The sequence below is a fragment of the Vibrio sp. 10N.222.55.B11 genome, from assembly GCF_041473705.1.
GTDB classification, from domain to species: domain Bacteria; phylum Pseudomonadota; class Gammaproteobacteria; order Enterobacterales; family Vibrionaceae; genus Vibrio; species Vibrio crassostreae_C.
Window position 1 is genome coordinate 1 of the sequence record NZ_JBFRST010000090.1, and the last position, 13,327, is coordinate 13,327.

Below are 13,327 nucleotides of genomic sequence, written 5' to 3' on the forward strand. Positions count from 1 at the left end.
TTAATCCTTATTTGTTATACAAATTACTTCCCACCAAACTCTTTATCCATAAGAGCTTGACCAGCCTTAATAAACTGTTGATTTTGATAGTTCATCAAAAAAGTAGCTAATTGAACAAAATCATCTAGCGCATCTTCAACAAAGTGATTTGTTCGGAAAAACGTAGGCAATATTGACGGCGTATAGACACCTTTTGGATCTGATATTGCGTGTAACTCGTGACTAAGTAAGTCGCTATGATCTACATGCGCTAGCAGTTTGTTTCTGAGCTCCTCTACGCGACCATGCATCTCAAGCTGTTCTTTGTTATAAATCTTTTCCGGATTTAATGGCGTTATTGATACCCCATGACACTTTGTAAAGTATTTCTGGTAAGTGACAACAGCAGCAATAAAATACGCACGAATATCTTCTGCAATATTTTCAGAATCGGGGGACATACCTCCCTCTGATCTAGCAACAAACTGTTCATGCAGTGGTATTATTTTATTCAGCCACGAAATTACCCCAACTAACTCTGCTGCGATCAATGCATGCTCTTTAACCTTACGAGCTCTAGGGCAATCGAGAACTCTGCTATCTAATCGACGGTTCCCTTTTTTGAATATGTAACCGCCGTCCTCAGCTCTTTCTATTATTAACTCACTCATGACTATCCTAATTTGTATAACAGCTATATTAGACAGAAAAATTCTGCACTTAAATACAGAATTATTCTGTCTAGTATCTTAATGACGTAAACGATACCCCGTTTTTATGAAAACTAACAGTAACTTAAGCACTACAGCCTCTTTCCTACATCCCAAAATACAGAATTTTTCTATATAGCATGAATTGATGTGCCAAACTGAAACTCATGTATGGATAACCAGTTACAGTTTAATGAAAAAATCACCATTTCTATCGTATATACAAGAATACATGCTTGGACGGCACTATGCCCTTCGTACAACGGAGGCGTACATTTATTGGATTCACCAATACATTCTTTATCATGATAAAAAGCACCCAAAGAGCTTAACTTCTAGACATGTAGAGGATTTCCTAACGCATCTGGTTGTTAACAAAAAGTCAGCGAGGAAAACGCAAAGTCTGGCTCTCAATGCGTTAGTCTTTTTATACAAAGAAATTATTCAAGAACCCATAGAACTTGATATGCAGTTTCGGCGCTCAGATAAATCAAGAAAATTGCCAACAGTCATGACTCCAGAAGAGATTGGAAGGCTATTCAATCACTGTTCACCTAACTACAAATTACCTTATCAATTAATGTATGGATCAGGGTTGCGTTTAATGGAGTGTCTACGCTTACGTGTACAAGATATCGATTATGCATATAAATCTGTACGTGTATGGCAAGGGAAAGGAGGTAAAAACCGCATAGTGACAATAGCTCCAGAGCTTTTCCCCGCTATCAAACAACAGCAACAGAGATCCGAGAGTTACTATCATCAAGACATGAATGACACAGTTTTCTCTGGTGTATACATACCTGAAGCTCTCGCTAGAAAATACCCGAGCGCAGAAAGGAGCCTAAATTGGCAATTCCTCTTTCCCTCTAGTCGTTTGTCGCCAGATTTACAAACAGGCGAGCTACGTAGACACCATATTCACCCAACAGCGCTTCAAAAACACATTAAGGTAGCAGGCCAAAAAGCCAACATTGAGAAAAACATCTCGTGTCATACTTTAAGGCACTCATTCGCTACGCACCTTCTTCAAAGCGGAGCGGATATCAGAACAGTTCAAGAACAACTTGGGCACACCGATTTGAAGACAACGCAAATCTATACTCACATCATTGATAGAGGCGCCAATGGTGTTGTTAGCCCATTATCAAGAATATTCGTAAAATAACGATAAATGAAATTCGGATTCCGAATTCTGAAATGACTTCATAATCACGAAACAGGGCACTATCACCTGCTCTTAGGGCTGAGGCCTCTAGTCACTCCAAAAGCTCAATAACAATTTATGTGTATGTTCTTCTCTGCAGCAATGGCTGCGTATCACCTCTTATTGTTGCGCCACCATTATCTATTTACAACTTTCATGGCGCTTACAACGCCGCACCACATTAAATAACTAGACATCTAACAAACACATTATTAAACAGCGGCTTGCAGGTTTCCCACTCTCTACTTCGAGCTTTCGAAAAGAGATATTTCACAATTTTCATCAATAACAGTGTTCGAAAAAGAACATATGTCTCAAAAACATACACACCATCAATATGAACAAGACTGCATGGTAAATTGCTTTTATAAAAAAGCAGGAATAAAGAATGATTACTAAGGATAGAGATTCAAAAATCAACAACAGTCTTCAACAGAAAGCTGGCGCAAAAGTAGAGCAAGATGTCGCGTTTTACTTACGCAGAGAGTTTGGAGATGCAAATGACGTTTTCATTATCAATGACCTACGCATACAGTTTAAAAATGAAACTGCTCAGATCGATCACTTAGTCCTTTATAACAAAGGATTTATCATTATTGAGTCGAAATCGATTCGTGGTGAGGTTAAGGTCAACAATCAACTCGAATGGAGCCGAACCGTAAGAGGGAATTGGACAGGAATGCCCTCGCCTATCGAGCAAGCTAAGTTGCAAACCAAACTATTGAAAGCACTTTTAAATGACAACGCTAAGTCGTTATTAGACCGAATTGCGTTTGTACAAGCGTACTTTGGTGGTCGCTGTTGGGATCAACTCTGTGCCGCATCAAATGACGCTCTAATCGATCGAACTTCTATCCCTAAGGATATATCGAAGAAGCTCATTAAAGCCGAATCTATTGGTAGCTGCACTAAGAGTCTCATCAAAAAGCACCGCGTAGGTTCAATACTAAATCCGAATCCTACGTTTAATCGTGATGAACTGTACCGCCTAGTTCACTTTCTAAACGAACAACATGTGCCTACGTCCTCTCCGGCTCCCAAAGTACATATCGCAGAATTGAGCAAAACTGAAAAGGTAGACTTGCTTCCAGCTCAAGAAACAGTTGAAGAAGCTATAGTTCCACAAATAAGGCATGGTTTTAATTGTAAGAAGTGTCAAAGCCCGCAGACTGAGCCGAGGTATGGAAAGTATGGCTATTACGTCTACTGCCCACAATGTAAGGTGAATACTGCAATGCGTATTAGTTGCCATTCTTGCCAATCTAATTCAGCTAAAGTCAGTAAGAAAAAGAACACGTACTCAGTTGCATGCTCTTGTGGTGAAGGAACTCAAGTCGTATTTCCATAACCCAATTATTCGGAATCCGAATTACAACGCAATTTAAAGCGATGCGAATTCAAATTCGGATTCCGAATTCCTCCATAACTAAACAACTAACACAAATCACTTCTGGCCACCTTTAGGCATAACCTCAACAGGTGGTACTTGGTGCCAAATAATGTCACTTGTGCCTGTATAGATTTTTGTCGTTTTAGCGTTCGCATGTGCCATTCGCTCGGTAGCACTCTGCCCTTGCTGTTCAATCATTCGAGCAGCTAGTCCTCGAATTTCATGATAGGTCGGCCTTAGCGATTTCTTTAGGTGACTATAAAGCCCTAATGAGTCTCGAACCTTACTGAACTCTTTGCTTATATTATGGTGATGTACTTGGTAAAGATGGTCCGTCTCTTTTGAAATGCCACGTTGCTGCTGTTTGGGTTTACGGTGAACGATATAAGGACAAATCAATCTCGATGTTTTAGAAAGGTCGACAATGTCTTTAATCGTCTGAGTGACAGGAATGGCCACAGTGGAAGCATCGGACTTTTTCACCTTCTCTCGGTGAACATAAAGCATTCCATACACAGCATGCCCGTCAACATACTCCACCTCTTTGTCAGGGTTCCAAAGAATCCCACAAACGCCTTCACGTGGTTTGTATATCCGATAACGAAGCCTATAGATCTCTCTCACAGCATGAGTCGTCTCAAGTGTTAAGCTCATTGCGACCTTAAGAAACAGTGGCGCTGCATCGTAGACCTTTTGGTAGTTTTCGATATCTAGGTCGTGGCGAGCTTTGGTGTAATCTTCTCTGGTCAATCGACGCTGTTTTTTATTGAGAACAAAATTACTCTCTATAGCGCTTTCATCAGCAAGGTAGGAAAATACCTTTTTAAGGTTACTGATCTTATTGTTGAGCTGACGATTACTTAACTCTGAATAGTATTTAGAAAGGAACTCATTGATGTGCTGTAACTTGATCGATTTGGTTGGCAACCGCCCCATGAACTCATCAAGGCGGTAACAGTCCCTCTCCAAATTTCGATAAACGTCTTTGGAAAGCCGTTCCTCTTTCTTCACACGAGACAACACTAATGGAAGCCACTCTTTTAAAGGCCTATTGAATTTATCCTTGCGACCTTTAGAGACAGCTTTGCGAAATGGGGTCATCTCAGAAAGGGAAAACGCGCTTCCTAGCTCAGGACGATATTGCAAGTTGTAAACATGCGCAGCTTGTATCGCTTCTTGCTCTACAGTCCCGATAGGAAATAGCTTCTTCACACCATCTACGGTTGTAAACCGAAATCGAGATTGACCCCTATGGCTCATTTTCACCAAGAATGGAGGGTAATGAGCCGTTTCTTTGCTTCTAGCTCTACCAACCATTTATGACTCCAAGAATCTTAGAAGTTCACTCACCCTGTCTGCAGGGTTCCCTATCTCGTCGTCAACACAGACTAAATATCGGCCCGTTGGCGTTCTAGTACCCTCAAGCTTGCCGTGTTTAATCCAGTTTATGATGGTGGTATTGCATATCCCTGAATCAGGGTAAAACTCATCAATAAATTGTCTAGGTCTGATTTTACGCGTCGCCATGTCGTTCTCCTTACCTTTCTCACTACATGAAAATTAAGATTTTTCATCTACTGGTAGAAAAACTATGCACGATTTTTTCAGTGATATTCTATTTGCGCAGCAATTAACGAAAAGGATTCCCGAAGCGTAAAACAATTCAACGAATCGATTTCAAGCCCACTTTAGGGTGGACTAATACAGTAGTACCAAGTTGCTAATCCATTGATTTTATTTGACTATTTCATTGGCCTTTTTAACCGTTTTTTAGGCCAATTAGAGCTTAACCACCAGCTCTAAATACATGAAATTCATATAAATCAATATCATACAGCTAAGATTACTACCAACATCGGGGTTTCACCGTTTTTGAGCCCTCAAAAAACGTCCAAAACATCTTATCGAATCCAAACTAAAGATACCTACCCACGCGCTCTACTTCTTTCAAAGCAATACCATCGGCTGCTATACCAACAGGAGCTGAATCTAGTGAATACCACTTAACATCATCAGTCTCTTGAGCGGTGATATCTCCTTTCCAGTCACTCACGATAAAATAATGAATCAACTGAAGTTCCTTCGTAGGATGGTAAAGCGAACACAAGTATTGGTAATCAATCGGAACAACATTAAGCTCTTCATCAAGTTCACGAAACAGCGCCTGAACCTGGTTTTCACCGTGTTCAATATGGCCGCCAGGTATAGTGATTAAACCGGGATCGGTCTCCCTAGACTCACTACGCTTTTCTAGTAATACCTGCGATTCCTTCAGCATGATAAAAGAAACACACTCGTGGACATCCATCTAATTTTCCTAAAGCCGTTACAAAGGTAGTTAAGTTTGTTGTTCTAGCTTGTGTTAATGCTTAATTTACAACAAGCTTTTTACTCAGCCTTTCATACAATTCAAAAGCTTCTGTTTTAGATATCAAATTTCCGAGAGCGTATTGATGAGCTAGCTCAATATCGTCGCTTTGATTGGAGTAATAGCACTTGGCGACTGCAGCACACTGGCTCAGGTTGGTGTACCAGCTGCCGTCTTGCTCAGCCACAAAGTAATACGCAACTCGAACCAACTTCTTTCCAATCACCTTAGCGACATCCGCATCAGTCATTGTTTTGAAACTCGAGGGCATTTGCTCAAGAAAAGTAGACAAGTCACCATTTTCCGTGGGTTGCAGAACATCCCGCAGGAAGCCAGGATCGATATCAAGCTTGGTCACTTGCGGATAGGTTTGGGGTATGGTGCCGGAAAGTAGGTTAAATACTTCCTTTTCTCTCTGACCAACAGGCGTAGCGAGTACGATAGAAACATCCAAATCAGAGCGACCAACAATGGCCGTTCCTCTAGGCACGCTTCCATACAAGTAGATACCATCAACTTGACTTGGAAGTTCTCTTAGCAACGAATCAACGACTGCTGACACCACTTCTTGAAATTCAGGCGCAATGTTCTTTGGCGAATAAAGATTTTGAATGAACCCTTCTCGATCGAGTCCTCTCGTTTGCTCTTGCACCTTGGGTTCCTATTTTAATCGTTATAATTAATCACACCGGATTCTGATAATGATTTGAGGAGTGCCAGTGGTTAAAGTAACATTAACTCTCGCTTAGTTTTATCGTCCAGCTTTTCAATCGCGTAGCGAAAAGCAACTCTTGGTATTGCGGCATGCTTAGCGTTTAAATAACCAATAACCTGTTGAGGTTCCTTTTTACTGAGGACTTTAAGCATCCAACCATATCCTTTCTGCACGAGGTCATGTCCATCTTCTAGCAATAGATCTGCCACACAAAGCGGAGCCAACGCTGAGTATCGATTCTGATTGATCGGATAAATTAAGATGACAGCAGCAGCTCTACGTACAGCAAAATTCGAATGCTCGACCCATTTGGTTATGAGTTCGAACAACTCATTGTATTGAGACAGTAACTCACCAAACGCATGAGTGCAGAAGTCATCACAATCATTCCAGTCAATGACATACTCCATTAACCAATGCTCAAAGATTGGAAACGTTTCTTTCGAATATTGTTTTCTTACTCTAAAAGCCCAGTCGTAAGCAATAACACCTAACGCCCAATCCCTTTCTTCAAGCAATTGAGTACACAGGGACAAAACATTAGAGATATCTTTGTTTTTGATGGTTTTAAAAACGAGCGCCGATATAGATCGAACCTGCCCTGTTTTAACACTAGCCTCTGGATAACCAACGCCTGAAAGATGAAGCTTTACCGTTTCTACGAAATTCATTAATTGCCAAACCTTCATAGAACTAAAATTAATATCAAAGTGAGATACACAGCACTTAAACCATACGCATGAAATTTATAAAATATAAGTTACCTTAATCACAACATTCATTATTGAGCATTTAAATTACCACTAAAATAAGGATATTCCCTTTGGTAAGAGTAACTTATAATGCATACTAGCTGCCTTTAAAAGAGGTGCTAAATGAAAAAGAACGGTTTTACACTTATTGAGCTTGTTGTCGTTATTGTGATCCTTGGAATACTCGCCGTAACTGCTGCTCCAAGGTTCCTCAACGTAAGTACTGATTCTCATATTGCAGTTGTAAAAGGCACTGGAGCCTCTTTTAAAACAGGTGTCGATCTTGCCTATTCAAAAAATTTAACCTCAAACGGTGGCGGTGCTTCCACAAACGTCCCTATCTATGATGACTCCGCGACCGGCCAGCTTGACTTCAATGAATGGGGATATCCAGCCCAGCAATGGCACTTACCTGAAGAATCTCCAAGATTAGATAACGCTGAAGATTGCATTTCGGTATGGGGCGCACTGCTCCTCGATCCACCTAGTATTTCAAGTTTCAATTCACCAGAAGAAACCGACTACATTGCTGAATATATACAGACGGATCAGTGTATCTATCATTATCGAGTCGTACCGGGAATTTCCATTGACTACAACTCAATGAATGGTGACGTCACTGTAGACGATGAGCCAGATAACTAAGCGCTAAATGTTGGTCTTTCAGAGTACTTGGGAATTTACGGTTTCTCTCAATAAAAGTGCCACACATTTAAGACTAGCTTATTTTGGCGTAAACGAGCGTGCTGTCCATATCTCCTGATGGCAAACGTCGATCATTGGCTAAGCGATCTTCAAGTTGATAGCCACATCGTTTGGCCACGGCCTGACTTTTAAGATTCGAGCCTGCCATCCTAATTTCGACTCTTTTCGCACCTTTTTGAGTGAATGCATACTCTTCGATAATTCGGACGGCTTCACTCACGTAGCCTAAACCCGTTTTTGATGTTTGCAACCAGTAGCCGATTTCAAAGTAAGGGACAGTATCGTCTCTGATCATAAAGCCAATAGCCCCGATAAATGCCCCTGTTTGCTTTTCAATAATATTGAACCAGAACTCGCCAGTAAAGTTGGCGAAATTATTGGTAGCATCTTGAATGTTAAGTTCTAGCTGCTCTTTAGTTAGAGAATCAGAAACCCAAGGTAAGAATGGGGAAAACTCGGCCTTGCACTCATTTATCACCTCAAACATCTCTTCGCTGTATTTTAATGATGGAGGGGTTAATTTGAGCCTTTCACTTTCCATCACTAAGCCTTCCCCAATCAGATCGAACAACCGCCAACACAACTGTATCCCACCATTGACCTTTGAAGAATCGATGATCTTTAAAACACGCTTCTTGTTTCATTCCCAGTGACTTACACAATTTGATGACTGCCAAGTTCTTGCTGATGGTTTCGGCGTAGATACGGTGTATGCCTAACTCTGAGAAACCAAAATTAGCGAGGGCTTCAGATGCTTCTATAGAAAGCCCTTTTCCCTGAGGTTCCCTTGAGAAAGCACAGCCCATCGAAGCTTGTCGATCACCCTCAAGGCGCAAACAAACGGTTCCAATAAACTTCCCCGAGTCTTTGCTTTCAACCGCTAGTTGAAAAGACTGGCGTGGGACTTCCAAAGCCTGTGCAACAAACAACTGGGTTAACTTTCGATATTTGTTAGGTTCACAATCACTTTCATCATAGAAACGCTGATACTTTGCATCTTGAGACATCGCAACAAAGGTACACTCGTCTTCGAGACTCATATCTCGAAGAATCAACCTGTCAGTTTCCAGCTTAAACATCAAAGTTCCTTTTTGTTTTATAGCCATGAAGGGAAAAGTCTCGGAGGTGTTTACTCGTATACTTTCCCGTTATGCTTCAGCCAACCATGAGTGTGATGATTACGAGGGTCTTTGTGCGTCCAGTGCATTACGCCACCTTTCTTGTTCCATTCATATTCACCATAAAATTCAACTCGATCGCCCTTTGCCAACCCCTGAACACGAGGCGCTAAGTCAATATTATGTGCGACTAACAAGGTTTGTCCGCTATCGAGTCGCAAAATGAATTTCTGATGTCGAGAGCCTTTATTATCATCAGGAAGTACTCGATACACCGTACCCGATCCGCGCACCTGAACGTCGCTTTGGTGATTTTCGTAAGCTTGCTTAAGTCGCGTATCATTCGCTTGAACATGACTGATGCCGAAGCTAAGCAGCACCAAAAGTAGAGCGCAAAATTGTTTCATTCCTTTCATTTCCAATATCTGTGTGTTGATTTGGGATACTGGCTGGGCATCCCCTCTTTTAACGATGCTTGTACTGAGTCGGACAATAACCTCTCGAAACGTCCGAACTGCGCAGTTTTACATGCTTGGTCGAGCGCCCAGAAACACGTGAACGCCACAGCTTAAAACTGCCAAGCTTGAGATGGCTACGCATAAAACGAATCACTTGCGATTCATTTAAACCAAATTGGTGCTCTATTGCCTCAAATGGCGTTCGGTCTTCCCACGCCATTTCGATAATTCTTGATTCATTCTCTTTAGATAGCATCATGCATACTCTTCCTTTATAAACTGGAAGAAATACGCCCGTCTTAGATTTAAAGATCACAAGTGACCACTTTGAACTACACGACTTATAAAGTTCAATAAAACAACAAGCTAACTCAAATTATGGCTATTTGCTTTCCAGCCACTCAGAACGCAATAGACCATACTTAATCGAGTCATAATACTCGCCTTGGTAATAACGCACTTTTCTTAGCCTAGCTTCTTGCTGGAAGCCTAATTTGAGGGCTAGTGACATCATCCGCGGATTACCCGACCAAGTGGTTAAACCGACACGCTCTATCTGCTTGTTTTCGAATAGGTAAGATACCCAAAGAGGAAGAGCTAACGCAGCAATACCCTTCCCCCAATAGTCGGAGTTATAAATGACTACTCCGACTTCAAGCCAACGTGTCTCTTCACACTCCCAATAACAACTGACGGTTCCTACAGGCACATCGTCTACAACCACCAACTGTAAGTCGGATCCATTGAGTAACCGTTGAAACGAACGGCTTTCAAACTCTTCTAGTGATGGCGGTGAGTATGGAAAATAAGGGCCGTTAAACTTCGTCCACTCATCGTTTGAGATAACCAAGGAATAAATGGCTGCCAATTCGCTTGGCATGGCGGGCCTAATACTTACCTGCATTTTCTCTCCTTGGTTTGGTGCTTAGGTATGGTTCTTGGTCTAAGTTCTAGAGGGATTAGTCGCGACCACAGCAGTCATTAATCTCATAATAACCATTAATAATAAAGTAACTAAATCGGATGACTACCAATCTAGCAGCTAGGCAATCATGGGGTTAAATAAGCTTGTGCGAACTCTCTAAGCACTCTCGCATTATTGTGGTATTTGCTATCCCCGCACTTTGTGCCATCTACTCTGATGTCCGGGCTGGAATATGCAGGTATAACATCTCGCTCATAAGACATCACTGTGCCTCTGTCAGCACAAATTGTACCGAAGGAATATTGAGGAGCTCTTGGATACGTTCCAGAAATGTAACTTTCTATACTATCAAAATCTTTCAATAACGTTTTATAGTCATGATTAGCACCACTTAAATGGCCAATTTCATGCTCCATTAAGTAATCAGGGCAGTTTATCGCTAAAGAAAAAAAGTAGGATACCGAAGAAGACATACCACAATAATCAGACTCAAAGCTAAAATTATAATTAGAAAATACTATCCCAGTAAAAATGGGGACGCCGTCTTCTGTTGTTTCTGGAATCAGTTCTTCCATCGAGAGTTTTAATAACCTCTCTGCTGCGCCCAAATCTTGAAACCAAAGGCTGTCGATTTCAGACGTATAAGTCACCTTAGTGACTTTTCTCGTCATAGGGACGCAGGAGTTTTTTAACACCAGATTCGAATAGCTTTCCCATGTCGCTATTTTAGAGGCTATAAATGCTTTGGAATATTCATCTAACACCGATTCATCAACATAAAGGTGGATTTCTGTATTCAAAACCTCGCTCTGTACACAAGTAGGAAACTCGATGCTTTGAGCATTGGAGAGTCGACTATTGCTCAACACTATAATCAAAACACAACCAACTAACTGGATGAGCCTTTTAAAAGAACTCTCACTGACTCGTGTATTCATTTCCACCCTCTCCCTATATTCAAAACCACAAAGAGCATCAAAAACGCCGTGACTTAAGATTCATATCAACCCCCATTACACATATAAGCATTGGCCTCTCAAAGTAACCTGCACTACCTGTGTTTTTCAGAAAATAAAAAGCTCGCCATACAATGACGAGCCTTGTTGATTATGGGAGCTTAACGCTTATAAGACCTTAACCTTAACAGATCTAGCCACTAAGACAGCTGATCGCGTAAAGCCAATTCAACGTTTTTCAATACTTTGAACTCTTCTCGAGTACAACCGCGCGCCACGGAAACCCAATGGTCGCCAGTTTCATCGGCCCCTTTAAACTCTGCACGCAACTCATATCGTCGCCATGTAACAAACGCCAAAATAAAGGTCAGTGCAAGCATTGGTAAACCGAACTGAGGAACAAATGCCCAAGTCGCCGCCGAGAGGACTAAAGCCAACGAAACGATATTGATTGCGTTTTCTTTAAGACCCAATTGACGAATTTCTAACTGTTTGATTTTACGTAAGCTATACACATCTTTTTTAACTCGGAGTTCATCAGAACCCACCAGAAAGTCTGATGCTTTGTATGACCTACGAAGTCGCACTAAATTCGCTAACCTGTTGCGTGTTTGGTTCTTATTCATCGCCTTTCTCCATGTTATTTAAAGGTTAGTAAAAACTAATATAATCATGAAGTTAATGAACGAATGCTTGTTTTATAAATCAAACCAATATTAAAATCAAGCCTATGCAATTAATAACAATTATAATAACGCCACTTAGCATATAAAATTCAAATAAAAAGAAGGCTTATTGAGGAGTCTACTCATCGTAAATCGATGTACTTTAGTTAAGTGAGATATAGGCCGATAATATTTCCAATAACCGACCAAACATACCAAACGGCGGGCATAATTCCTCCTGCTTTGTAACCACTTATTTCAACGCGATTTTTGCGACAAACTTCGTGTTCAAGGAATGCTGAACAGTGGTCACATAACGCTCCACTTGTCATAGGTCGCATAACTCCCTTGCCCACTATCCATCCGGCTTTTAAATACCTGAATCACTCAATTGAACATATCAATATAGCTTATCGATTAAGCAATTGATATCATAATGTAGAGTCTGCACGCTTACAATATGCACACGGTTACCTAATGAAGATCACGATGAACGAACTACTGACATGCGGTATGGAACAGAAACAACGAACAACGGTGACGAGTTTATTCGCAAGAAATGGATTTAAGATCGCAACGACTGACTTTGATGATGTGACTTTCGAACGTGAAAATGTGTTGGTCAACGTTCGATTTGATTCCTCTTCTAACGTTGAATCGATTTCAACTCTAAACAACTAACGAGCTCACAAGCAGGTCGCTAAAATAATTGAATGGCCAACATTCGAGTCATTTTAGCGTATCTTGCAACCTGCCCTTTTCTACTTCATCCCCACCCTCTTCTCTTCCAAAAGCCACCGAGTGACAATTAAATCAATAACTCGCAATTCCATCAGCTTGGCTTATATTTATTAATACCCTTTGAACAAAAATTCGAAATGATGCCTATGTTCCTAACTCGGTTAATTTATGTCAGTACGCTCTGTGAAAGTTGCGATTCTCAGGCTTTGAACGACATTCTTCAGATTTCACACGACCGCAATAAGCAAAGCCATTTAACAGGCCTTCTAAGCCACAATGACAAGTATTTCCTGCAATGTATTGAAGGTTCGAGAACCGCAGTGAACCATACTTACAATCATATCTTGAATGACACGCGACACAAAAACGTCATGATTTTATATTTCAAAGAGATCGATTGTAGGCAGTTTGGTGATTGGTCTATGGGTGATATTCCACAATCTAGCCTAACTGAACTGGTTAATTTACAGTTTTCAACATCAGACCAGTTCAACCCGTATGAGATGTCAGGAGAAAGTGCCTACCGAATGCTTCTGGAATTGAAACAGAATTTGCCATCAGAATAGCTCTTCGACCCAACTTAATCCGTAGAGCAAGCAACAAAAAGCCCCAACGTATGGTAATGCCGATCAGTTAAA

18 protein-coding genes are annotated in these 13,327 nt (G+C 41.0%); 5 read left to right on the forward strand and 13 right to left on the reverse strand.

Annotation, left to right across the window (positions count from 1 at the left end; genetic code table 11):
- Window positions 1-23: 23 nt before the first annotated feature.
- A complete protein-coding gene (locus AB4503_RS23915) occupies window positions 24-650 on the reverse strand; it encodes a hypothetical protein (protein ID WP_372115817.1) in 627 nt (208 codons plus the stop codon).
- 232 nt (window positions 651-882) lie between these two features.
- Between AB4503_RS23915 and AB4503_RS23920 the strand changes: the two genes are divergently transcribed.
- Both AB4503_RS23920 and AB4503_RS23925 read left to right on the forward strand, forming a co-directional pair.
- On the forward strand, window positions 883-1,857 hold the full coding sequence (locus tag AB4503_RS23920) for an integron integrase (RefSeq protein WP_372115818.1): 975 nt from the start codon (window positions 883-885) through the stop codon (window positions 1,855-1,857).
- A 427-nt stretch (window positions 1,858-2,284) separates the two neighbouring features.
- Window positions 2,285-3,244, forward strand: a complete 960-nt coding sequence (locus AB4503_RS23925) for a nuclease-related domain-containing protein (RefSeq protein ID WP_229649103.1) — start codon at window positions 2,285-2,287, stop codon at window positions 3,242-3,244.
- 96 nt (window positions 3,245-3,340) lie between these two features.
- Here the strand turns inward: AB4503_RS23925 and AB4503_RS23930 are convergent, their stop codons facing one another.
- The 5 genes from AB4503_RS23930 to AB4503_RS23950 form a co-directional block, all read right to left on the reverse strand.
- Entirely contained in the window at window positions 3,341-4,603 is a 1,263-nt protein-coding gene (locus AB4503_RS23930; protein WP_132787313.1) for an integrase, read from the reverse strand.
- Window positions 4,604-4,813, reverse strand: coding sequence for a hypothetical protein (locus AB4503_RS23935; RefSeq protein WP_010434910.1), 210 nt, complete (start codon window positions 4,811-4,813; stop codon window positions 4,604-4,606).
- A 388-nt stretch (window positions 4,814-5,201) separates the two neighbouring features.
- The gene (locus tag AB4503_RS23940) at window positions 5,202-5,594 is read right to left on the reverse strand and encodes an NUDIX hydrolase (RefSeq protein ID WP_372115819.1); all 393 of its coding nucleotides are present in this window, start codon (window positions 5,592-5,594) and stop codon (window positions 5,202-5,204) included.
- Window positions 5,595-5,655: 61 nt separating this feature from the next.
- Entirely contained in the window at window positions 5,656-6,306 is a 651-nt protein-coding gene (locus AB4503_RS23945) for a nucleotidyltransferase domain-containing protein (RefSeq protein WP_372115820.1), read from the reverse strand.
- 71 nt (window positions 6,307-6,377) lie between these two features.
- Window positions 6,378-7,040, reverse strand: coding sequence for a DNA alkylation repair protein (locus AB4503_RS23950; protein WP_231900868.1), 663 nt, complete (start codon window positions 7,038-7,040; stop codon window positions 6,378-6,380).
- A 204-nt stretch (window positions 7,041-7,244) separates the two neighbouring features.
- Here AB4503_RS23950 and AB4503_RS23955 point away from each other — a divergent pair, with 204 nt between their 5' ends.
- Window positions 7,245-7,766 carry a type II secretion system protein gene (locus AB4503_RS23955; protein WP_017065388.1) on the forward strand — a complete coding sequence of 174 codons (522 nt, stop codon included), beginning with the start codon at window positions 7,245-7,247 and terminating at the stop codon, window positions 7,764-7,766.
- A 73-nt stretch (window positions 7,767-7,839) separates the two neighbouring features.
- Here the strand turns inward: AB4503_RS23955 and AB4503_RS23960 are convergent, their stop codons facing one another.
- The 7 genes from AB4503_RS23960 to AB4503_RS23990 form a co-directional block, all read right to left on the reverse strand.
- Entirely contained in the window at window positions 7,840-8,367 is a 528-nt protein-coding gene (locus AB4503_RS23960; protein ID WP_372115821.1) for a GNAT family N-acetyltransferase, read from the reverse strand.
- Window positions 8,357-8,905 (reverse strand): GNAT family N-acetyltransferase, encoded by a 549-nt coding sequence (locus AB4503_RS23965; RefSeq protein WP_017067222.1) that lies wholly within the window; start codon window positions 8,903-8,905, stop codon window positions 8,357-8,359. The genes AB4503_RS23960 and AB4503_RS23965 overlap by 11 nt, the downstream gene beginning before the upstream one ends.
- A gap of 50 nt (window positions 8,906-8,955) precedes the next feature.
- Window positions 8,956-9,351: a DUF3465 domain-containing protein gene (locus AB4503_RS23970; protein WP_017067223.1), complete on the reverse strand. Its 396-nt coding sequence runs from the start codon at window positions 9,349-9,351 to the stop codon at window positions 8,956-8,958.
- A 58-nt stretch (window positions 9,352-9,409) separates the two neighbouring features.
- Complete coding sequence (locus tag AB4503_RS23975; protein ID WP_017067224.1) at window positions 9,410-9,661, reverse strand: TIGR03643 family protein; 252 nt, start codon at window positions 9,659-9,661, stop codon at window positions 9,410-9,412.
- A gap of 123 nt (window positions 9,662-9,784) precedes the next feature.
- Window positions 9,785-10,306, reverse strand: a complete 522-nt coding sequence (locus AB4503_RS23980; RefSeq protein ID WP_017065383.1) for a GNAT family N-acetyltransferase — start codon at window positions 10,304-10,306, stop codon at window positions 9,785-9,787.
- 146 nt (window positions 10,307-10,452) lie between these two features.
- The gene (locus AB4503_RS23985; RefSeq protein ID WP_017067225.1) at window positions 10,453-11,265 is read right to left on the reverse strand and encodes a hypothetical protein; all 813 of its coding nucleotides are present in this window, start codon (window positions 11,263-11,265) and stop codon (window positions 10,453-10,455) included.
- Between the two features lie 218 nt (window positions 11,266-11,483).
- Window positions 11,484-11,909: a hypothetical protein gene (locus tag AB4503_RS23990; protein ID WP_017065381.1), complete on the reverse strand. Its 426-nt coding sequence runs from the start codon at window positions 11,907-11,909 to the stop codon at window positions 11,484-11,486.
- Window positions 11,910-12,437: 528 nt separating this feature from the next.
- On the opposite strand from AB4503_RS23990, the gene AB4503_RS23995 reads away from it, so the two are divergent.
- Together AB4503_RS23995 and AB4503_RS24000 are read left to right on the forward strand one after the other, a co-directional pair.
- Window positions 12,438-12,629, forward strand: a complete 192-nt coding sequence (locus tag AB4503_RS23995) for a hypothetical protein (protein ID WP_017065380.1) — start codon at window positions 12,438-12,440, stop codon at window positions 12,627-12,629.
- 206 nt (window positions 12,630-12,835) lie between these two features.
- Window positions 12,836-13,255: a BLUF domain-containing protein gene (locus AB4503_RS24000; protein WP_017067227.1), complete on the forward strand. Its 420-nt coding sequence runs from the start codon at window positions 12,836-12,838 to the stop codon at window positions 13,253-13,255.
- The last annotated feature ends 72 nt before the right edge of the window (window positions 13,256-13,327 follow it).

What these genes read in the sequence shown, in the direction of transcription:
- AB4503_RS23915 (WP_372115817.1), bottom strand. Translation starts at nt 650, where the DNA reads ATGAGTGAGTTAATAATAGAAAGAGCTGAGGACGGCGGTTACATATTC.
- AB4503_RS23920 (WP_372115818.1), top strand. Translation starts at nt 883, where the DNA reads ATGAAAAAATCACCATTTCTATCGTATATACAAGAATACATGCTTGGA.
- AB4503_RS23925 (WP_229649103.1), top strand. Translation starts at nt 2,285, where the DNA reads ATGATTACTAAGGATAGAGATTCAAAAATCAACAACAGTCTTCAACAG.
- AB4503_RS23930 (WP_132787313.1), bottom strand. Translation starts at nt 4,603, where the DNA reads ATGGTTGGTAGAGCTAGAAGCAAAGAAACGGCTCATTACCCTCCATTC.
- AB4503_RS23935 (WP_010434910.1), bottom strand. Translation starts at nt 4,813, where the DNA reads ATGGCGACGCGTAAAATCAGACCTAGACAATTTATTGATGAGTTTTAC.
- AB4503_RS23940 (WP_372115819.1), bottom strand. Translation starts at nt 5,594, where the DNA reads ATGGATGTCCACGAGTGTGTTTCTTTTATCATGCTGAAGGAATCGCAG.
- AB4503_RS23950 (WP_231900868.1), bottom strand. Translation starts at nt 7,040, where the DNA reads ATGAATTTCGTAGAAACGGTAAAGCTTCATCTTTCAGGCGTTGGTTAT.
- AB4503_RS23955 (WP_017065388.1), top strand. Translation starts at nt 7,245, where the DNA reads ATGAAAAAGAACGGTTTTACACTTATTGAGCTTGTTGTCGTTATTGTG.
- AB4503_RS23960 (WP_372115821.1), bottom strand. Translation starts at nt 8,367, where the DNA reads ATGGAAAGTGAAAGGCTCAAATTAACCCCTCCATCATTAAAATACAGC.
- AB4503_RS23965 (WP_017067222.1), bottom strand. Translation starts at nt 8,905, where the DNA reads ATGTTTAAGCTGGAAACTGACAGGTTGATTCTTCGAGATATGAGTCTC.
- AB4503_RS23970 (WP_017067223.1), bottom strand. Translation starts at nt 9,351, where the DNA reads ATGAAACAATTTTGCGCTCTACTTTTGGTGCTGCTTAGCTTCGGCATC.
- AB4503_RS23975 (WP_017067224.1), bottom strand. Translation starts at nt 9,661, where the DNA reads ATGATGCTATCTAAAGAGAATGAATCAAGAATTATCGAAATGGCGTGG.
- AB4503_RS23980 (WP_017065383.1), bottom strand. Translation starts at nt 10,306, where the DNA reads ATGCAGGTAAGTATTAGGCCCGCCATGCCAAGCGAATTGGCAGCCATT.
- AB4503_RS23985 (WP_017067225.1), bottom strand. Translation starts at nt 11,265, where the DNA reads ATGAATACACGAGTCAGTGAGAGTTCTTTTAAAAGGCTCATCCAGTTA.
- AB4503_RS23990 (WP_017065381.1), bottom strand. Translation starts at nt 11,909, where the DNA reads ATGAATAAGAACCAAACACGCAACAGGTTAGCGAATTTAGTGCGACTT.
- AB4503_RS23995 (WP_017065380.1), top strand. Translation starts at nt 12,438, where the DNA reads ATGAACGAACTACTGACATGCGGTATGGAACAGAAACAACGAACAACG.
- AB4503_RS24000 (WP_017067227.1), top strand. Translation starts at nt 12,836, where the DNA reads ATGTTCCTAACTCGGTTAATTTATGTCAGTACGCTCTGTGAAAGTTGC.